This window comes from Streptomyces sp. NPDC059248, assembly GCF_042753905.1.
Lineage (GTDB): Bacteria > Actinomycetota > Actinomycetes > Streptomycetales > Streptomycetaceae > Streptomyces.
Genome location: NZ_JBHYZV010000118.1, coordinates 1 through 17,147 on the forward strand (window position 1 = coordinate 1; position 17,147 = coordinate 17,147).

The 17,147-nt window shown below is 73.2% G+C and carries 15 protein-coding genes and 1 riboswitch; of the genes, 7 read left to right on the plus strand and 8 right to left on the minus strand.

All coding sequences use genetic code 11. The features are described from left to right. The first annotated feature begins 331 nt into the window (after nt 1-331). A riboswitch (SAM riboswitch) is annotated at nt 332-449 on the plus strand. Nucleotides 450-653: 204 nt separating this feature from the next. Continuing rightward, nucleotides 654-2,090: an aminotransferase class V-fold PLP-dependent enzyme gene (locus tag ACFXG1_RS31140; RefSeq protein WP_384720762.1), complete on the plus strand. Its 1,437-nt coding sequence runs from the start codon at nt 654-656 to the stop codon at nt 2,088-2,090. On the opposite strand, the gene ACFXG1_RS31145 is transcribed toward ACFXG1_RS31140, so the two are convergent. From ACFXG1_RS31145 to ACFXG1_RS31175, 7 genes are all read right to left on the minus strand, one after another. After that, the gene (locus tag ACFXG1_RS31145) at nt 2,006-3,241 is read right to left on the minus strand and encodes a glycerate kinase (RefSeq protein WP_384745542.1); all 1,236 of its coding nucleotides are present in this window, start codon (nt 3,239-3,241) and stop codon (nt 2,006-2,008) included. The genes ACFXG1_RS31140 and ACFXG1_RS31145 overlap by 85 nt on opposite strands. A gap of 40 nt (nt 3,242-3,281) precedes the next feature. Next, the gene (locus ACFXG1_RS31150; protein WP_384721055.1) at nt 3,282-4,697 is read right to left on the minus strand and encodes an SLC13 family permease; all 1,416 of its coding nucleotides are present in this window, start codon (nt 4,695-4,697) and stop codon (nt 3,282-3,284) included. Nucleotides 4,698-4,867: 170 nt separating this feature from the next. Beyond that, on the minus strand, nt 4,868-5,530 hold the full coding sequence (locus ACFXG1_RS31155; protein WP_384721052.1) for a response regulator transcription factor: 663 nt from the start codon (nt 5,528-5,530) through the stop codon (nt 4,868-4,870). Next, a complete protein-coding gene (locus ACFXG1_RS31160) occupies nt 5,527-6,990 on the minus strand; it encodes a sensor histidine kinase (protein ID WP_384745544.1) in 1,464 nt (487 codons plus the stop codon). The genes ACFXG1_RS31155 and ACFXG1_RS31160 overlap by 4 nt, the downstream gene beginning before the upstream one ends. After that, nucleotides 6,977-7,417: a small secreted hydrophilic protein gene (locus ACFXG1_RS31165; RefSeq protein ID WP_384745546.1), complete on the minus strand. Its 441-nt coding sequence runs from the start codon at nt 7,415-7,417 to the stop codon at nt 6,977-6,979. The genes ACFXG1_RS31160 and ACFXG1_RS31165 overlap by 14 nt, the downstream gene beginning before the upstream one ends. Before the next feature lie 150 nt (nt 7,418-7,567). Further along, nucleotides 7,568-7,849 (minus strand): Lrp/AsnC family transcriptional regulator, encoded by a 282-nt coding sequence (locus ACFXG1_RS31170; RefSeq protein WP_384723681.1) that lies wholly within the window; start codon nt 7,847-7,849, stop codon nt 7,568-7,570. Next, nucleotides 7,846-8,649: a rhomboid family intramembrane serine protease gene (locus ACFXG1_RS31175; RefSeq protein ID WP_384723678.1), complete on the minus strand. Its 804-nt coding sequence runs from the start codon at nt 8,647-8,649 to the stop codon at nt 7,846-7,848. The genes ACFXG1_RS31170 and ACFXG1_RS31175 overlap by 4 nt, the downstream gene beginning before the upstream one ends. Before the next feature lie 186 nt (nt 8,650-8,835). Between ACFXG1_RS31175 and ACFXG1_RS31180 the strand changes: the two genes are divergently transcribed. The 5 genes from ACFXG1_RS31180 to ACFXG1_RS31200 all read left to right on the plus strand — a co-directional run bounded on the left by ACFXG1_RS31180 (nt 8,836) and on the right by ACFXG1_RS31200 (nt 14,481). Beyond that, entirely contained in the window at nt 8,836-9,078 is a 243-nt protein-coding gene (locus ACFXG1_RS31180) for a hypothetical protein (RefSeq protein ID WP_384723675.1), read from the plus strand. 46 nt (nt 9,079-9,124) lie between these two features. After that, complete coding sequence (locus tag ACFXG1_RS31185) at nt 9,125-10,486, plus strand: NYN domain-containing protein (protein WP_384745548.1); 1,362 nt, start codon at nt 9,125-9,127, stop codon at nt 10,484-10,486. Nucleotides 10,487-10,865: 379 nt separating this feature from the next. After that, nucleotides 10,866-11,900, plus strand: coding sequence for an NlpC/P60 family protein (locus ACFXG1_RS31190; RefSeq protein WP_384722311.1), 1,035 nt, complete (start codon nt 10,866-10,868; stop codon nt 11,898-11,900). Nucleotides 11,901-12,112: 212 nt separating this feature from the next. After that, nucleotides 12,113-13,138 carry an NlpC/P60 family protein gene (locus ACFXG1_RS31195; protein WP_384712069.1) on the plus strand — a complete coding sequence of 342 codons (1,026 nt, stop codon included), beginning with the start codon at nt 12,113-12,115 and terminating at the stop codon, nt 13,136-13,138. Nucleotides 13,139-13,263: 125 nt separating this feature from the next. Then, a complete protein-coding gene (locus tag ACFXG1_RS31200) occupies nt 13,264-14,481 on the plus strand; it encodes a hypothetical protein (RefSeq protein ID WP_384712054.1) in 1,218 nt (405 codons plus the stop codon). Here the strand turns inward: ACFXG1_RS31200 and ACFXG1_RS31205 are convergent. Beyond that, complete coding sequence (locus tag ACFXG1_RS31205) at nt 14,438-15,721, minus strand: glycosyltransferase 87 family protein (RefSeq protein ID WP_384745551.1); 1,284 nt, start codon at nt 15,719-15,721, stop codon at nt 14,438-14,440. The genes ACFXG1_RS31200 and ACFXG1_RS31205 overlap by 44 nt on opposite strands. Before the next feature lie 164 nt (nt 15,722-15,885). Between ACFXG1_RS31205 and ACFXG1_RS31210 the strand changes: the two genes are divergently transcribed. Continuing rightward, nucleotides 15,886-17,040 (plus strand): glycosyltransferase family 4 protein, encoded by a 1,155-nt coding sequence (locus ACFXG1_RS31210; RefSeq protein WP_384745553.1) that lies wholly within the window; start codon nt 15,886-15,888, stop codon nt 17,038-17,040. Nucleotides 17,041-17,147 lie beyond the last annotated feature (107 nt).

The following is a 17,147-nucleotide window of genomic DNA, read 5'->3' on the forward strand; positions in this document are numbered from 1 at the left end:
CCCGACGTACCGTCCTGCGGGAGGTGGAGGCTTTTAGGGGCGCGGGGAACTGCGCGACAAGCCCACCACCGGGCTGCGGGCCGAAGATCGCCTGTGGATGCCGGACGCGTCCGGTCTTGGGCCCGGCCCCGGGTAGCCAAGGCGCTGGGGGTCCCCCCATCGCCGAAGGCATAGGGGGCGGAACTGCGCGAACAGCCACAGACGGGCCGCGGTCGGCCGCGAACGGTGAGGCGCAGAACCCTTCCCGTGGGGACGGGGGCCCCGGGGGCGGGGGTGTCCGGATACCGGACGGGGTTGCGGGGTTGCGGTGCGTCGCATACCGTTCTGGCCAGGTCATGAGCGACAGCGACTACGGCCCCGGCCCGCTGTCCGGCAACCCTCCGTCCGTGGCGGGGTGCCCCGGGTGAAGACCAGGCCGTGGGCAGCGAGGCCCGCGGCAAGCGCGGACCCCTGCGTCACCTTGGGGTCCTGGTCCTCGAGGGAGCAGTCTCGTGAGCAAGCGAATGCGATAGGGCTCGAAGCCCCTTCTTCAGCACACCCTCCGTACCCCCGCGTACCCCGAACCGGCCCGTCGGCCGGGCCCGGGCCCGCCGCGGCGTGCCGTGCGGAGCGCCTATGCCTCCATTCCGCTTCGCCCCACCGGGAGTTCCGTCATGTCCGCATCCGCGTCCGCCTCGACCTGTCCGCAGTCCACCGACGCTGCCGCCACCGCCACCGCCACCGAGCCCCTCCCGGTCCTCGGCGCCGATGTCACCGTGCCGCTGGTGACCGGCGGCGAAGTCACCTACGCCGCACTCGACTACGCCGCCAGCGCCCCCGCCCTGCGCCGGGTGTGGGACGACGTGGCCGCGTACGCTCCGTACTACGGCAGTGTCCACCGGGGCGCGGGCTATCTCTCGCAGCTCTCCACCGACCTCTTCGAGAACAGCCGCCGCACGGTCGCCGAGTTCCTCGACTGCCGCGACGGCGACCAGGTCGTCTTCACCCGCTCCACGACGGACTCGCTCAACCTCCTGGCCGCCGCGCTGCCCGCCGACTGCCAGGTCTTCGTCTTCGAGACCGAGCACCACGCGTCGCTGCTGCCGTGGCGGGACGCCCGCGTCACCTATCTCAACGCGCCGCGCACCCCCGACGAGGCCGTGACGACCTTGGAGCGGGCGCTGGCGGACCGGGAGCCGTACGGTCCGGCGCTGGTCTGCGTCACCGGCGCGTCCAATGTCACCGGCGAGCTGTGGCCGGTACGGGAGCTGGCCGCCGCCGCGCACGCCCACGGCGCCCGGATCGTGCTGGACGCGGCCCAGCTCGCGCCGCACCACCCGGTGTCGGTCCAGGACCTCGACGTGGACTGGATCGCCTTCTCCGGGCACAAGCTGTACGCGCCCTTCGGCTCCGGTGTCCTGGCCGGCCGCGCGGACTGGCTGACCGCCGCCGAGCCGTATCTCGCGGGCGGCGGAGCCTCCCGCAAGGTGGCCCGCCGGGCCGACGGCGGGGTCGAGGTGGAGTGGCACACCACCGCCGCCCGCCACGAGGCCGGTTCGCCGAACGTCATCGGCGTCTACGCGATCGCCGCCGCCTGCCGCGCCCTCACCGAGGCCGGGTTCGACTCGCTCGTCGCCCGCGAGCAGACGCTGGTCGCCCGGGTCCGCGCCGGGCTCGCCGAGGTACCGGAGGTGAAGGTCCTCTCCCTCTTCGGTGACGACGCCCCCCGGGTCGGGGTGATCTCCTTCGTCGTGGAGGGCTGGAACAGCTCGCACTTCGCCGCCGCGCTCTCCGCCGAGTACGGCATCGGGGTCCGCGACGGACTGTTCTGCGCCCACCCCCTGGTCCGTACCCTGCTCGGCAGCGACCCGCAGGACCCGGGGGAGTGCGGCGCCCCCGAGGCCGAGCCGGGCGAGCGGTCCCTGAACGCCATCCGGGTCAGCTTCGGCGCCGGCACCCCCGACGAGCATGTGGACCGCTTCGTCGGCGCCGTCCGTGAGCTGGTCACCGACGGCGCCCGGTGGAGCTACCGCACCGAGGACGGCCGGTGCGTGCCCGACCCGACCACCGGCGCCGGCAGCGGTCCCGCCGCCACCGCGCCGACCGGCTGACGCTCCGGGATCCGGGTCCCGATCAGCACCATCCGCAGCGCCCGCTCGGTCGCGTCGGTGAGGAACTCCCCGCCGCGACCGAGCGCCTCGGAGAGCGTGACCGGCGCGGGCAGGATCGAGCTGTACGCGTCCACCCCCGCGGACCGCACCTGGTGGGCGCCCTCCCCGATGGTGCCCGCCAGCGCCAGCACCGGCCGCCCGTACCGCTTGGCGCGCCTGGCGACCTCGGCGGGGACCTTGCCGCGCGGGGTCTGGTGGTCCAGCGCCCCCTCAGCGGTGAGCACCAGATCGGCGCGGGCCAGCCGGGCGTCGAGGTCGAGATGGTCGAGGAGGACCTCGAACCGGGGCAGCAGCGACGCGCCCAGCGCCGCGAGCCCCGCGCCGAGCCCGCCGGAGGCGCCCGTACCCGGGCCCTCGTACAGATCGGCCCGTACCTTCAGATCGCGGGTGAGGACGTCGGCCCAGTGTTCGAGACCGGCCGACAGCAGCTCGACCTGCTCGGGGCTCGCGCCCTTCTGCGGCCCGAAGACCCGGGCCACGCCCCGCTCCCCGCACAGTACGTTGAACGGATTGCAGGCGACCCGGATATCGGTCCTGCGCAGCCGGGGGTCGAGGCCGGAGACATCGATCCGGTCGAGCCAGAGCAGCGCGCCGCCGCCGTGCGGAAGCTCCGCGCCGTCCGCGTCCAGCAGCTTGGCCCCCAGCGCCTGGAGCGCCCCGGCGCCGCCGTCGGACGTGCCGGAGTCGCCGCAGCCCACCAGGATCTCCCGGGCGCCCTCGTCGAGGGCGGCGCGGATCAGCTCTCCGACGCCGTACGTGGTCGTGGCGCCCGGGTCCCGCAGGTCCCGCGGCACCAGCGACAGACCGGCGACCGCGGCCATCTCCACCACGGCCGTGTACTTGTCGAGCATCGCGAAGTGGGTGGCGACGGGCTTGCCCGTGGGACCGGTCGCGGTCATTTCGACCAGCCGGCCCCCGGACGCGGCGGCCAGCGCGGCGGCGGTGCCCTCGCCGCCGTCCACCAGGGGGATGAGGTCGATCTCCGCGCCCGGGACGACCCGGCGGACGCCCGCGGCGATCGCCTCGGCGGCGGACTGCGCGGACAGGGACTCCTTGAAACCGCTGGGGGCGATGGCGAATCGGGTCAGCATCGTATGAACTCCCGGTACGAGGGTGGAGAGGAAAGTCGGTTCAGGGGGTGACGGGCACGCCGACGAGCGGCCAGACGGCCACCGCGAACAGCAGCACCAGCGCGGCCGTGAGCGGGGCGAGGAACGCGGACATCCGCAGCAGATCCCGAGGGGTGTAGGTGGGGATATCCGGTATGTCGGAGTAGAGGGTTACCGGCTTGGCGGACGCGGGCAGGGTGTGGCAGAACCCGGCCGCCGCCGTGGACGCCAGCGCCGCCGCCACCGGATTGACCCCGGCGCCCACGGCCGCGGCCACGACCAGCGGCACCAGGACCGACGAGCGCGCCGAACGGGACTGGAGGACCAGGTGCGCGACGGTCGACACCGCCACCACGACCGCCAGGAACGCCCAGGCGGGCACATCCAGCGGCACCCCGCCGACCAGCCACTTCGCGGCCCCGGAGTCGGCGAGCGCGACACCCATCGCCATCGTCGCGGCCATGAAGAGCAGCATCGACCACGGCACGGTCTTCAGCGCGTCCTTGAGCCGTACGGTCCCCAGCGCCGGGGAAGCGGCCACTATGGCCCCTATCAGCGCGACCACGGCGGGCGGCACCCGGTGCAGCGGCTCGCTGCACCAGAGCGCGACCACGGTCGCCAGCAGCAGCGCGCACCGGGCCTCAGCCGGTGACCAGGGGCCGGTGACGGGCTGTTCGGTGTGCTCCTGGATCTGCTCGGCGGTGATGTGCACGGGGCCCTCGCGGTCCGCCCGCTTCGTCGTGGTGAGCACCACGACCTCGGCGGCGAGATGGGAGGAGACGATCGCCAGCGGCAGCCCGATGAGCAGCCATTCGGCGAAGCCGATGCTCTCGCCGGTGGCCTCCCAGAGCACCGAGACCGTGATCAGATGCGCTCCGGCGCCGATCAGGGTCGCCACCGCGGAGAGCAGGATGACCGTCGGGAACAGCAGCGCCAGCATCACGACCAGCCGCTTCCGGTCGGCCAGCGCCCTCGCCAGCGCGATGAACACGGGCAGGGCGAGCGCCGCGCGGCCCGAGGTGGCGGGGACCGCGAAGGCCGTGACGACCAGCGCCGCGGTGGTCAGATGAACCAGCTGGCGGACATTGCGGGCACCCGTCACCAGGAAGGCCGCGGCCCGTCCCGCGAGCCCCGTCCGCGCCACCGCGGCGGCCAGGACGAAGGCGCAGATCAGCAGCCAGACCGTATCGTCACCGAGGGTTCCGAACAGGGTGTCGCTGGTGATCACCCCGGTCGCCGTGAGCGCCAGCCCCGCGCCGAGCGCGATATAGGTGTCGTCGATCGGGGTGCCGATCCAGGCGCAGGTGGCGATGGCGAAGACGCCGAGGGTGATCCGGGCGTCGCCGTTCAGGCCGGGGAAGTTGCCGGGAACGACGAGCAGCGCGCAGATGCTGAGCGCCACACAGAGGGTCGCGGCCTGTCGAAGGTTCAGTGTCACGCCTATGAGGGTTCATCGACGCGGTGAGCACTTCATGAGCCGTTGATGAAAGGAGTTTCACCAAGCGCGGCGAACGGGTGATGTCCGGCGGCGCGGGACGGCGGCGGGGGACGGCGGCGGGGACGGGAGGCCGGAACGCGAGGTCGGGGCGGGCACCGCGCCGAAGCCGGCTACTCCGGCAGCCGGTATCCCATGCCCCGTACGGTCTCCACCCGGTCGGCGCCCAGCTTCTTGCGCAGCGCCCGGACGTAGACGTCCACGATGTTGGAGCCGGGGTCGAAGTCGTAGCCCCAGACATGGGAGAGGATCTGCTCCCGGGAGAGCACCTGCCCCGGGTGGCGCAGGAACAGCTCCAGAAGGACGAACTCCCGGGCCGTCAGATCGACGGTCCGCTCGCCCGAGCGGGCCCGCCGGGTGCGCAGATCGAGGGTCAGCTCGCCGTTGCGCAATACGGTGACCTCGGGTGCGCGGGCGGCGGTCCGCAGCCGCAGCCGGACCCGGGCCAGCAGCTCCTCGAAGCGGAAGGGCTTGGTCATCCAGTCGTCGGCGCCGCCCTCCAGGCCGGCGACCGTGTCCCGGACGGAGTCCCGCGCGGTGAGCACGATCACCGGTACGGACACCTGGGCCTCGCGCAGTTGGCGCAGGACGGTGAACCCGTCCCGGCCCGGCAGCCCGATATCGAGGATGACGAGGTCGAAGCCGCCCGTCATCGCGTAGTCGAAGGCGGCGTCACCGTCGTGGACGACGGAGGTGGTGAAGCCGTTGGCCCGCAGTCCCTTCTCCACGAACGCGGCGATGCGTTCCTCGTCCTCGACGATGAGTATCCGGTTCACTGCGTGGTTTCCTTCTGGAGTACGAGGACGAAGGTGGCGCCGCCGCCCTCGGTGGGACGCAGTTCGACCCGTCCACCGTGCCCTTCGGCGATGGCTTTCACAATGGCGAGTCCGAGCCCCGCGCCGGTGGCCCGGGAGCCCCGGCGCGCCGTGCCCCGCCGGAACCGTTCGAAGATCACCTCGGCGTCCTGCGGCTGGACGCCGGGGCCGCTGTCGGCGACGTACAGCTCGATCCGGTCGCCCTCGTTCCGCGATCCTATGCTGACCCGCTGGCCCGGCACGGTGTGCTGGACCGCGTTCTGGGCCAGCTGGACCATCGCCTGGGTGATCCGCTGGGGGTCGAGCCCGACCTCGGCGTCGACGGCCTCGGCGAGCTGCCAGTCCCGTTCGCCCAGGGCGCGGGCCTTGACGAAGACATCGGCGGTCAGCTCCCCGATCTGCACGGGTTCGGGGGCGACGAAGTCCGGCCGCTCGGTCTTGGCGAGCAGCAGGAGGTCCTCGACGATCCGGCTCATCCGGTCGAGTTCCTCCATCACGATCCGGACCGTCTGCTCCCGCTCGGCCGGGTCGTCGCCCATCAGCTCCAGATGGCCCCGGACGATGGTGATGGGGGTGCGCAGTTCGTGGCCCGCGTCGTCGACGAACTCCCGCTGGGCCGCGAACGCCCGCTCCAGCCGGTCCAGCATCGCGTTGAAGGTCTGGGCGAGGGCCGCGATGTCGTCACGGCCCTGGACCGGGATGCGCTGGGTCAGATCCTGCTCGGTGAGCTGGGCCGCGGTGGTGCGGACCAGCCGTACGGGACGCAGGATGCGGCCCGCGACGACCCAGCCGATCCCGGTGGTCATCAGCAGGGCCACCCCGGATATGCCGAGCAGCATCTGGAAGACGTCGGTCGCCTTCTCCCGCTCGCCGGCGGGATGGACGGCGACGACGAACGCCGCCGGGGGATGGCCGTTCCCCGACTCGATGGGGATCTTCGCCCAGCGGACCTCGCCCTCGGGCCTGCGGAGGGTGCCCGATGTGGCCTCGGCGTCGAACACCTTCTTCAGTGACGCGTCGTCCTTGACCAGGGGATGGCGCATCCCGTGGTCGCGGCCCTGCTCCTTCTTGTCCGGCTTGCCCTTGACCGGGTTGTGGACGAGTCCGATCAACTCCTCGTCGGGGTCCGGGTACTGGCGCATCAGAAAGACCCGCAGCAGCGGGTTGGGGTCGGTGAACCGCTGCCCGGTGCCGGGGTCGAAGCCCTGCCGCACGAAGTTGGCGAACTCATTGGTCTCCTGCACCAGGAGACCGTTGATCCGCTGGTCGGCGTCGCGCAGCAGGACCGATCTGGTGGCCACGGCGACCGCGGCGAGCGCCACGGCCATGACGATGAGGAGCCACAGCAGGATGCGGGCTCGCGCGGAGACCGTCTGGACGCGTGCGGTGACCCAGCGGCGCAGTGGTTCAGCCGTCGTCACCGAAGTCGTCGCCCCCCGGGCCGTCGTCGTCCCCGCCGTTGCCCGGGTTCGGGTTGGTGTTCCCACCGCCGCTGCCGCCTCCGTTGCCGCCACCGCCGTTGCCGCCGCCACCGTTGTTGGTGCCCGGCTGGGTGGTCTTGCCGCCGGATCCGCCCCGGGGCGGGGTGGACGAGGGCGCGTCGTCGTCGCCCGGCGGGTTCTCGCTCACCGGCGGCGCCACGGTCTCGTCACCGGTCGGGACCTTGGGTGTGCCGCTGTTGCCGGTGTGGCTGCCCGGCGAGCCGCTGGGCGTACCGGACTCGAGTTTCACCTTCGGCGGGACCTTCGGTGTGTCGGAACTGTCGGTGAGGGCGTAACTGGTCACCGCGATCCCGAGGGGGATCGCGACGACGGCGACCAGGGCCGCGATGCGGTGGGAGAAGAGCATGATGTCGATGGTGGGAGGCGCAGGGCGGCGTCCGGATGAGAACGGGATGAAGAATTCTTCATCCTCAGGTGTCCTGGAGATGAAGCCGCTGGTGGGGGGGTTGGCGGGGCGGCTGTGACGAGGATCGCGGGCGCGTCGCCCGCCGGGGCGTCAGGAATCGAGTCCGATGGCGAACGCGGCCTCGAGATCGTGCTGCGAGTAGGTACGGAACGCGACATGCGTATCGGTGCCGATGACGCCCTCGACCTTGCTGATCCGGCCGGGGATGATGTCCGCGAGATTCTCGTGCCGGGCGACCCGGACCATCGCGATGAGGTCGTACGTCCCGGTCACCGAGAAGACCTCGCTCACGCTTTCCAGCGCCGCGATCTCGTCCGCGATCTCGGGAATGCGGTCCACACTGGTCTTGATGAGCACGATCGCGGTGATCACGGCTTGCTGTCTCCCTCGGTGGCCGCTGCTGGGGCCTTCACTCTAGGCCCTGCCCGACGCCGGAATCCTCCCCACGCGTAGAGGAAGCCGATCGCGAAGCCCGCCAGATGTGCCAGATAGGCCACCGCGGGCGAGCCCCGGCCGAGCCCGGTCGCCGCCAGCCACTGGAGCGCGAACCAGAAGACCAGCACCACCCGGGCGGGGAAGCGCAGCGGCAGGAAGAAGAGGAACGGGAAAAGACTGGTGACCCGGGCTTTCGGGAAGAGAACCAGAAAGGCCCCGAGCACCGCCGAGATCGCCCCCGACGCCCCCACCAGCGGCTGCTCGGAGCCGGCGTGGGCGATCGCGTACACCGCCAGTGCCATGGCACCGGCCCCCAGGTAGAGGAGGGTGAACCGCAGTCGTCCCAGACGCTCCTCCGTCATGGCGCCGAAGACGTAGAGGAAGAGCATGTTCCCGAGGAGATGCAGCCAGTTGCCGTGGACGAAGAGGGCGGTCAGGGGCGTGGTCAGGGCACCGGGCGTACCGTCCGCCAGCCGGGCCGGGATCACTCCCCAGCGCGCGAAGTACGCGCCCTGGGCGGCGGCGAGGGCGTCCCCGGAGCCGTAGCCGGGCGCGAGGCCCGACACCGGCCCGGCCAGGAAGACGGCGCAGCACACGGCGATCAGGGCACAGGTGACCCGGGGGCCGTCGGCCACGGCGGAGGCGCAGCCGCGCACCGTCCGGGCCGCTCGCGCCGCTCGCGCCGCTCGCGCCTCCGTGCCGAACGCGGGCCGGGACGACCGCTGCCGAGGAGTCATGGACGGATCATGACGTAACGGTTCCAACCGGTACAGGTTGCCTCGCCGTGCCGCCGGACCCCCGCGAGGCCATAGAGTTACGAGGAGTACACCCGCAGTTCGACGGCGCACCGCGGTGACCGGATCAACCGCACAATCTGCTACGCAAGCCGGATGGAACCCGTGACGAACAGGACGGACGTAACGATGACGACGGTGCCCACGCCGACCGCGGACACCCGCTGGCGCTGCACGCTCTGCGGCAATCTCACCCGCTTCGATGTGACGCGCTCGTCCAAGGTCGTGGAGTACGTCCATCTGGACCTCGCCGGGAAGCCCGCCGTCGAGGAGCGGGAGGTGCTCAGTGAGACCATCGAGTCCGTGCGCTGCCGCTGGTGCAACGCCGTGGATCAGATCGAGCTGGTGGACAGGCCCGGCGCTGCCTCCTGAGCGGAGGCGGCCGGTCCTCGGGTGACGGGTTATGGGGTGACGGATCGTGGAGCAGCCGGAGAGCGGTGACCGGCCGGCCGGACCGGCCGGTGACACCGCGGAGGCGCTCGACCGGCCGTTGCCGGAAGGCGTCCGGCGCAGGGTCGTGTCGCTGGTCGCCGACGCCTTCGGCGGGCTGACGGTCGCGGAGCTGCCGGGGCAGCTGCGGCAGTACGCCCGCTTCACCCCCTCCCGGCGGGCCAAGCTCGCGGGCAACGCGATGGCGGCGGCGCTGGAGAGCGACCCCGTCTTCCGCCGGCGCATCGGCGAACGGATCACCGCGGCGCAGCCCGAGCTGTGCGCCGCGCTGGCGGCGGGCGCCCCGCCCGCCGCCGCCGATCCGCTCGACGTGGCCGCCGCCGCGTACGTCCTGCGCCCCACCGGATGGGTGAAGCTGGTGGCCGCGGCGGGCGAGGAGGCCCAGCGGGCCGACGCCGAGCGCGCCGACGAGGCCGGCCGGCGCGAACTGGAGCGGCTCCGCGACGAGCTGGCCGAGGCCCGCTCGCTGACCAGGACCGAGACCGAACGGCTCCGTACCGAGCTGGAGACGGCCCGGAGGGAAGCGGAATCGCTTCGGCGGCGGTTGCGCAGCGCCGAGAGCGACATCAAGCGCGGCGAGGCCGCCCTGCGCCGGGCCGGCACCGAGCTGGACGGGATCCGCGCGGAGGCCGCGACGCAGGTATCGGCGGCGGAGAGCGAGACGCGCCGGCTGAAGGCGAGGCTCGCCGAGGCCGAGGCCGCCGTCGAAGCCGGCCGGCGGGCCGCCCGCGAGGGCCGCTCCGTCGAGGACATGCGGTTGCGCCTCCTCCTCGACACCGTGCTCGACGCCGCGCAGGGCCTCCGCCGCGAACTGGCCCTGCCGCCCGCGTCGACGCGCCCCGCGGACGCCGTGGACGCGGTGGCGCCCGGCCGGATGTCGCCCAAGGACATCGCGGCCCGCGCCCTGTCGGAGACCGACCCCGCCCTGCTGGACCAGCTGCTCGCACTGCCCCAGGTCCATCTGGTGGTCGACGGCTACAACGTCACCAAGACCGGCTATCCCACGATGCCGCTGGAGAAGCAGCGGCTGCGGCTGCTGGGCGGGCTCTCCGTTCTGGCCGCCCAGACCGGCGCCGAGATCACCTGCGTTTTCGACGGCGCCGAGCTGGCGGCGCCGGTCCTGCTCGCCCCGCCGCGCGGGGTGCGGGTGCTCTTCTCCAAGCCGGGGGTGACCGCGGACGAGCTGATCCGTCAGCTGGTCCGGGCGGAGCCGCCGGGGCGGCCGCTCGTGGTGGTCTCCACCGACCGCGAGGTCGCCGACGGCGTCGCCAAGGCGGGGGCCCGCCCGGTGGCGTCCCTGCTGCTGCTGAAGCGGCTCTCCAGGGTCTGAACCGCTGTCCGAACCGCTGTCCGCACCTCTGCCCGAATGCCCGTCCGCACTTGGTACGGCTTCCCCACGTCCCGGTCGGTGCCCGATTTGGTGGTCATGGGGTGGGACGTCCGGATAGCCACCCCCGGGGCGATCGGTGCTGACGGTAAAGAATGCGTGTCCGCCCGGATTTTTTCCGATGGGGATTTGAACTGATCACAAGAAGGTCACTAGGGTCGGGCCTCGAACCTTCGCACGGTTGACCACCCAGCCGGGGTGCTCGGCGAAGGAACTGCCGAGCCCGTTTCCGCCGGCCGATACCCGGGGGAGTTGTCGGAGCGGAGCCGGGGGCGTGTTCCCGTACCCGGCAGGCGGTCCCGAGGAGAAGGAGCCCGTCTCCGTGGCGTCTCACCGTCGTCCCAAGCGGCCGGGCCGCACCCGTGTCACCGTGATGGGCGCCACCGCCGCCGCGGCCGTCGCCCTCACCTCCCAGGCCGCCAACGCCGCCCCGACGCCCAGCAAGGGCGAGGTCAAGGCGAAGGTCGACAAGTTGTACGGGGAGGCCGCGCAGGCCACCGAGAAGTACAACGGCGCCAAGGAGCAGCAGGACGAGCTCCAGAAGCAGGTCGACGCCGTTCAGGACCGGGTCGCCCGCGGCCAGGACGAGCTGAACGACCTGCGGAACAGCCTCGGCATCGTGGCCAGCGCGCAGTACCGCTCCGGCGGTATCGACCCGACGCTCCAACTCCTCCTCTCCGGCGACCCGGACACCTATCTCGACAAGGCGTCCGCGCTCGACCGCATCGGCAGCCGCCACAGCGACGCCATCGACGAGATCCAGGAGAAGCGGCGCGCCCTCGCCCAGCAGCGCAAGGAAGCCCAGGGCAAGCTGACGACGCTCGCCGAGACGCGCGAGACGCTGGCCGGGAAGAAGCGCGAGGTCCAGACGAAGCTGGCCGAGGCGCAGAAGCTGCTGAACTCCCTCACGGCGAAGGAACGGGCCGAGATCAAGAAGGAGGAGACCCGGGCCGACCGGACCGGATCCTCCGGCGAGCGCCCCGACCTCGGCAAGACCGCGCCGGGATCCTCGTACGGGATGGCCGCCTTCGCCATCGGACAGGGCAAGATCGGCTCGCCGTACAAGTACGCCACCGCGGGCCCGAACACCTTCGACTGCTCCGGCTTCACCTCCTGGTCCTTCGCCCAGGCCGGGCGCCCCATCCCGCGCACCTCCCAGGCGCAGGCCAACATCGGCCAGCGGATCAACTCCCAGAGCCAGCTCAAGCAGGGCGACTTGGTCTTCTTCTACGACGATCTGCACCATGTCGGCTTCTACGCGGGCAACGGTCAGATCCTCCACTCGCCGCGCACCGGCGCCGTGGTGCGGTACGAGTCCATCAACAACATGCCGTTCATGTTCGGCGTCCGGGTCTGACCGGCCCGACCCGGGGCTGGTTACGCCACACCCGGGCATACCGCCCGAACGGGCGAATCTGCGCCCCCGGAGCCGACCCCGTGCCCCGCCGGTGACCTGTGGTCTCCCGGCGGGGCGCCGCCGTGGGCCGCCCGTACGGTCGTTGGCGCCCACCGCCCACCGGGCTACTGTCTGCCGCGCACGACTCCCCGTACCCAGAAGGAGCGCGGCCCGTGGCGTCCCATCGACGGCCCTCATCGCCCGGTCTCACCCACAGCGCCCGGGTGACCGTGCTCTCCGCCGCCGCGACGGCCGCCGCCGCGGCACTGGGTGCCACGCCGGCCACCGGCGCGCCCGACGGCCCGGTCGCGTCCCGGGCCGGGGTCGACCGGCTGCTCGCCGAAGCCGAGCGGGCCACCGAGGAGTACAACCTGGCCGGGGAGCGGGCCGGGAAGCTGAGGGACCGGACCACGGCCGCCCAGGAGGCGCTCGCCCGCGGCCAGGAGCGGGTCAACCGGATGCGGGGCGCGCTCGGCGCGGTCGCCGGCGCCCAGTACCGGCTCGGCGGCGCCGACCCCGCGCTGATGCTGCTGCTCTCCGCCGACCCGGAGAGCTATCTCCGCGACGCCGAGATGCTGGAGCGGGTCGGCACCCGGCAGACCAGCACCCTCCACGCCTATCTGCGCTCCCAGCGCGAACTCGCCCAGCGCCGCGCCGAGGCCGGCCGCGACCTGGCCGAACTGGACCGGTCCCGGGCCGCCGTCGCCCGCCACAAACGGACCGTGGAACGCAAACTCGCCGCCGCCCGGCGGCTGCTGAACGCCCTGCCGTCCGACGAGCGCTCCGCCTACGACCGCTCCTCCCGCTCCGGCCGCGGCTCCCTCGGGCCCGCCGGGGGCGAGGCCCCGTCCTCCGCCCGGGCCGCCGCCGCGGTCGACGCCGCCCGCAGCGCCGTGGGCCGCCCCTACATCTGGGGCGCCAACGGCCCGTCCGGCTTCGACTGCTCGGGGCTCACCCAGTGGTCGTACGCCCAGGCGGGCGTCGGACTGCCCCGCACCTCCCAGGCCCAGCGGTACGCCGGACGGCGGGTGCCGCTCTCCCAGGCCCGCCCCGGCGACCTGGTGACCTATCGGAACGACGCCAGCCATATCGGGATGTACGTCGGGAACGGGCAGGTCGTCCACGCCCCTTACCCCGGCGCGGCCGTCCGCTACGACCCGGTGGGCATGATGCCCGTCTCTTCGGTCACACGGGTCTGAACACCGGGCCACCGGTGCCCGGGTTCCGTACGATCGGCCGGGTGGCGGTGCGCGAGGGGCCGAAGTGGGCGGAACGAACGGATCCGGCGGAGCGGGCGGACCCGCCGGAATCTCCCGGGCGGGCGGTGGGCAGACGCACCCTCACCGTCTCGGCCGTCGCCGCCCTGCTCGGCGGGGTCGGCGGGATCGGCGGCTGTACCGCGGAACCGACGGCGTCCGGCCATACCGTCGACCTGGTGCAGGAGACCCTCAACCTCCGGGCCGCCGCGCTGCAGGAACGCGACGAGGAGGAGTATCTGGCGGTCGTCGCCGCCGAGCAGACCGTGCTGCGCGCGGCCGAACGGCGGACGTTCCGGAACCTGGCCGATGTGCCCGTCGACTCGTGGGCGTACCGGCTCGGCAAGGTACGGCGGGACGGCGGCAAGGTGTACGCGGAGGCCGAACTCCACTACCGGATCAGCGGCTACGACTCGGTGCCCGTCGTCGTCCCCCGGTCGATGGAGCTGGGACTGCGCGACGGGCGCTGGTTCATCACCTCCGACCGGCCGGGCCGGGGCGCCGCCGAGCAGCTGTGGCAGCAGGGCGCCGTGACCGTGGTCCGGGGGCGGGACTCGCTCGTCCTCGCCGTCGGACAGCCCGAGGACCGGCTGCGGGCGCTGGCCGACCTGGTGGACCGTACGGTGCCCGTCGTCTCGGCGGCGTGGCGCTCCCCGTGGGCCGGACGCGTCGTGGTCCTCGTGCCCCGCTCGGTCGAGGAGATGGGGGCGCTGCTGGGTACGCCAGGGGCGGCGTACCAGGGGATCGCGGCCGTGACGACCGGGGAGACCGGGACGACCGCGGCGGTCCCCGCCGACCGGGTGATCGTGAACCCGGCCGCGTACGACCTGCTCGGCGACTTCGGACAGAGCGTGGTCCTCGCCCATGAGACCACCCATGTCGCCACCCGGACGGCGACATCGGCGGCGACCCCGCTGTGGCTTTCGGAGGGGTTCGCGGACTGGGTGGCCTACCGGGACACGCCCAGGACCACCGGCCAGAAGGCCCCCGAGTTGCAGCGCGCCGTCCGGCTGGGCGAACTGCCCGCCGAACTCCCGCCCGACGAGGACTTCTCCTTCGGCGGCGACCCGGCGGGACTCGCCCGCGCCTACGAGAGCGGCTGGCTGGCCTGCGAGCTGATCGCCGCCAAGTGGGGCGAGGAGGCCCTGCTGCGGTTCTACCGGCAGATCGGCGGGGGCGCGGACCGCCGGGTCTCGGTGGAGAAGGCGATGATCGAGATCCTGGGGCTCGGTCCCGGCGAGTTCACCACCCGCTGGCGCGACTATCTGCGGCAGCGGCTGGAGTAACCGGGACCGCGACGTCCGGAACGGGCCGTACGGGACCGGGCGCCGTGGCCCGCCACAGCCGCCGGCCCGCCCAGACGGTCGCGGCGACCAGCAGCCCGTTGCGGACCAGGAGCAGCAGCACCCCCACCGGATCGCTCGCCACCACCCGGTCGAAGAGCAGCGGGAACTCCACCGTCGTCACCGCCGACGCCAGCAGGACCAGCACGGCGGGGCCCGTCATCCCGGCCGGGCGGTACAGCAGACACACCGCCGCGACACCCACCGGCCACAGCAGGTACTGCGGGCTGATCACCCGGCTGGTGGTGATGAACAGCAGGACCGCCGTCAGGGCCGCGTCCGCCACCACGGCGGGATCGCGCGCGAGCCGCCGCAGCGCGTCGCCGGCCCGCAGCCGCCACACCATCAGCCACCCCAGCGCCCCGGCCGCCAGCAGCAGCGCGGCGGCCGAGACCGCGGAGACGTACGGCCCGAGGAACTCGATCGACCCGTAGTTCAGCAGCACCCGCCCGTCCCAGCCGCCCAGCAGCCGCCCGATGTGGAAGACCAGGGCGCCCAGCGACTCCACCTCCGTACCCCGGTCGCGCTGATGCGTCAGAAAGCCGAAGGCGCCCGGCACCCCGGCGGCGGCCGTGAGCACGACCGCCGCCGCCAGGGCCGCCGACCACCACACCCGGGCCCTGGCCACCCCCGCGAGCAGCAGCACCGGCCACACCTTCAACAGGGCGCCGAACGCCACCAGCGCGCCCATCGCCCGGGGCCGCCGCACCCCGGCGAGCAGCGCCGCGACCGCGACTGCGGTCACCATCAGGTCGTAGCGGGCGTACGCGGTCGGCCCGAGCAGCGGTACGCCCGCCACCCACACCCAGACGCCCCGGACCGAGCGGCCGGGGCGGCGGGCCGCCGCCAGCAGCAGCCCCAGGACGGCCGCGTCGCACACCGCGACGAGGACGAGGAACGCGGTGACGTAGTCGAGGAAGGGGAGCACGCCGGGGGAGAGGATCGCCAGCGCGGCCGCGGGCGGGTACTGCCAGGTGACGTCGGAGATGGGGTACGTACCGGTGCGCAGCACCTCGTACCAGCCCCGGTAGATCACCGAGACGTCGGAGGTGACGTCGGGACCCGGCGGGACGACGACCCGGAACACCCAGAGGAGCGTGACGGCGCGGGTGGCGGTCCAGACCGCGGCGATCGCGACGGTGCTCCGCGGTGTGGTGCCGCCCCCGTTCCGTCCGCCCTTCATACCGCCCCCAGTTCTTTGTCCGGTCCCATGGTGATTTCCATCGATCTGATCCGCTCATGATGCCGGGACCCGGTACGCGGCGCGGGCAGGCGGGGCCGGTGCCCTCCCGGCGGCGGGCGGCGGAGTTCCGGGGCGGCCGGAGGGGATTGGTACTGTCGGCGGCGATGCACAAGACCCTGATCGTGACGAACGACTTCCCCCCGCGCCCCGGGGGCATCCAGGCGTTCCTGCACAACATGGCCCTGCGGATGGACCCCGAGCGGATCGTCGTCTACGCCTCCACCTGGAAGCGGAGCCGTGAGGGCGTCGAGGCGACCGCCGCCTTCGACGCGGAGCAGCCGTTCACCGTCGTACGGGACCGTACGACGATGCTGCTGCCGACGCCCCGGGTCACCGCGCGCGCCACCGCCCTGCTGCGGGAGCACGGCTGTACCTCGGTCTGGTTCGGCGCCGCGGCGCCGCTCGGTCTGATGGCGCCCGCCCTGCGCCGGGCCGGGGCCGAACGGCTGGTCGCCACCTCCCACGGCCACGAGGCGGGCTGGGCGCAACTGCCCGCGTCCCGGCGGTTGCTGCGGCGGATCGGCGAGGGCACCGACACCATCACCTATCTCGGCGAGTACACCCGCTCCCGGATCGCCGCCGCGCTCACCCCCGAGGCGGCGGCCCGAATGGTGCAGCTGCCGCCCGGGGTCGACGAGAAGACCTTCCACCCCGACTCGGGCGGCCCCGCGGTCCGCGGGCGGCTCGGCCTCGCGGACCGTCCCGTCGTGGTCTGCGTCTCCCGGCTGGTGCCGCGCAAGGGCCAGGACACCCTCATCCTGGCCATGCCGCGGATCCTCGCCCGGGTGCCCGACGCCGTCCTCCTGATCGTCGGCGGCGGCCCGTACGAGAACGATCTGCTGAAGCTGGCCGACCGTACCGGCGTGGCCGGCTCCGTACGCTTCACCGGCTCCGTGCCGTGGGCCGAACTCCCCGCCCACTACGGGGCGGGCGACGTCTTCGCCATGCCGTGCCGCACCCGCCGCGGCGGACTCGACGTCGAGGGCCTCGGGATCGTCTACCTGGAGGCGTCGGCGACGGGCCTCCCGGTCGTCGCGGGCGACTCGGGCGGCGCGCCCGACGCCGTACTCGACGGCGAGACGGGCTGGGTCGTACGCGGCGGCACGGACGATGCGGCGGTCGCGGAGTCCGCGGACCGTATCGTCACCCTGCTGAACGACCCCGAACTCCGGCGGCGCATGGGCGAACGAGGCCGCCGCTGGGTCGAGGAGAGCTGGCGCTGGGACCTCCTGGCGGAGAAGCTCCGCGCCCTGCTCTGACGAACGGCCGACCCTGGTTGCCAGGGGCGCCGGGGCGTTCCGTGGGCCCGGGGGTTCCCGGGCCCGGCCCGGGCCCGGCCCGGGCGCGGTGGGATTTAAACATCAAC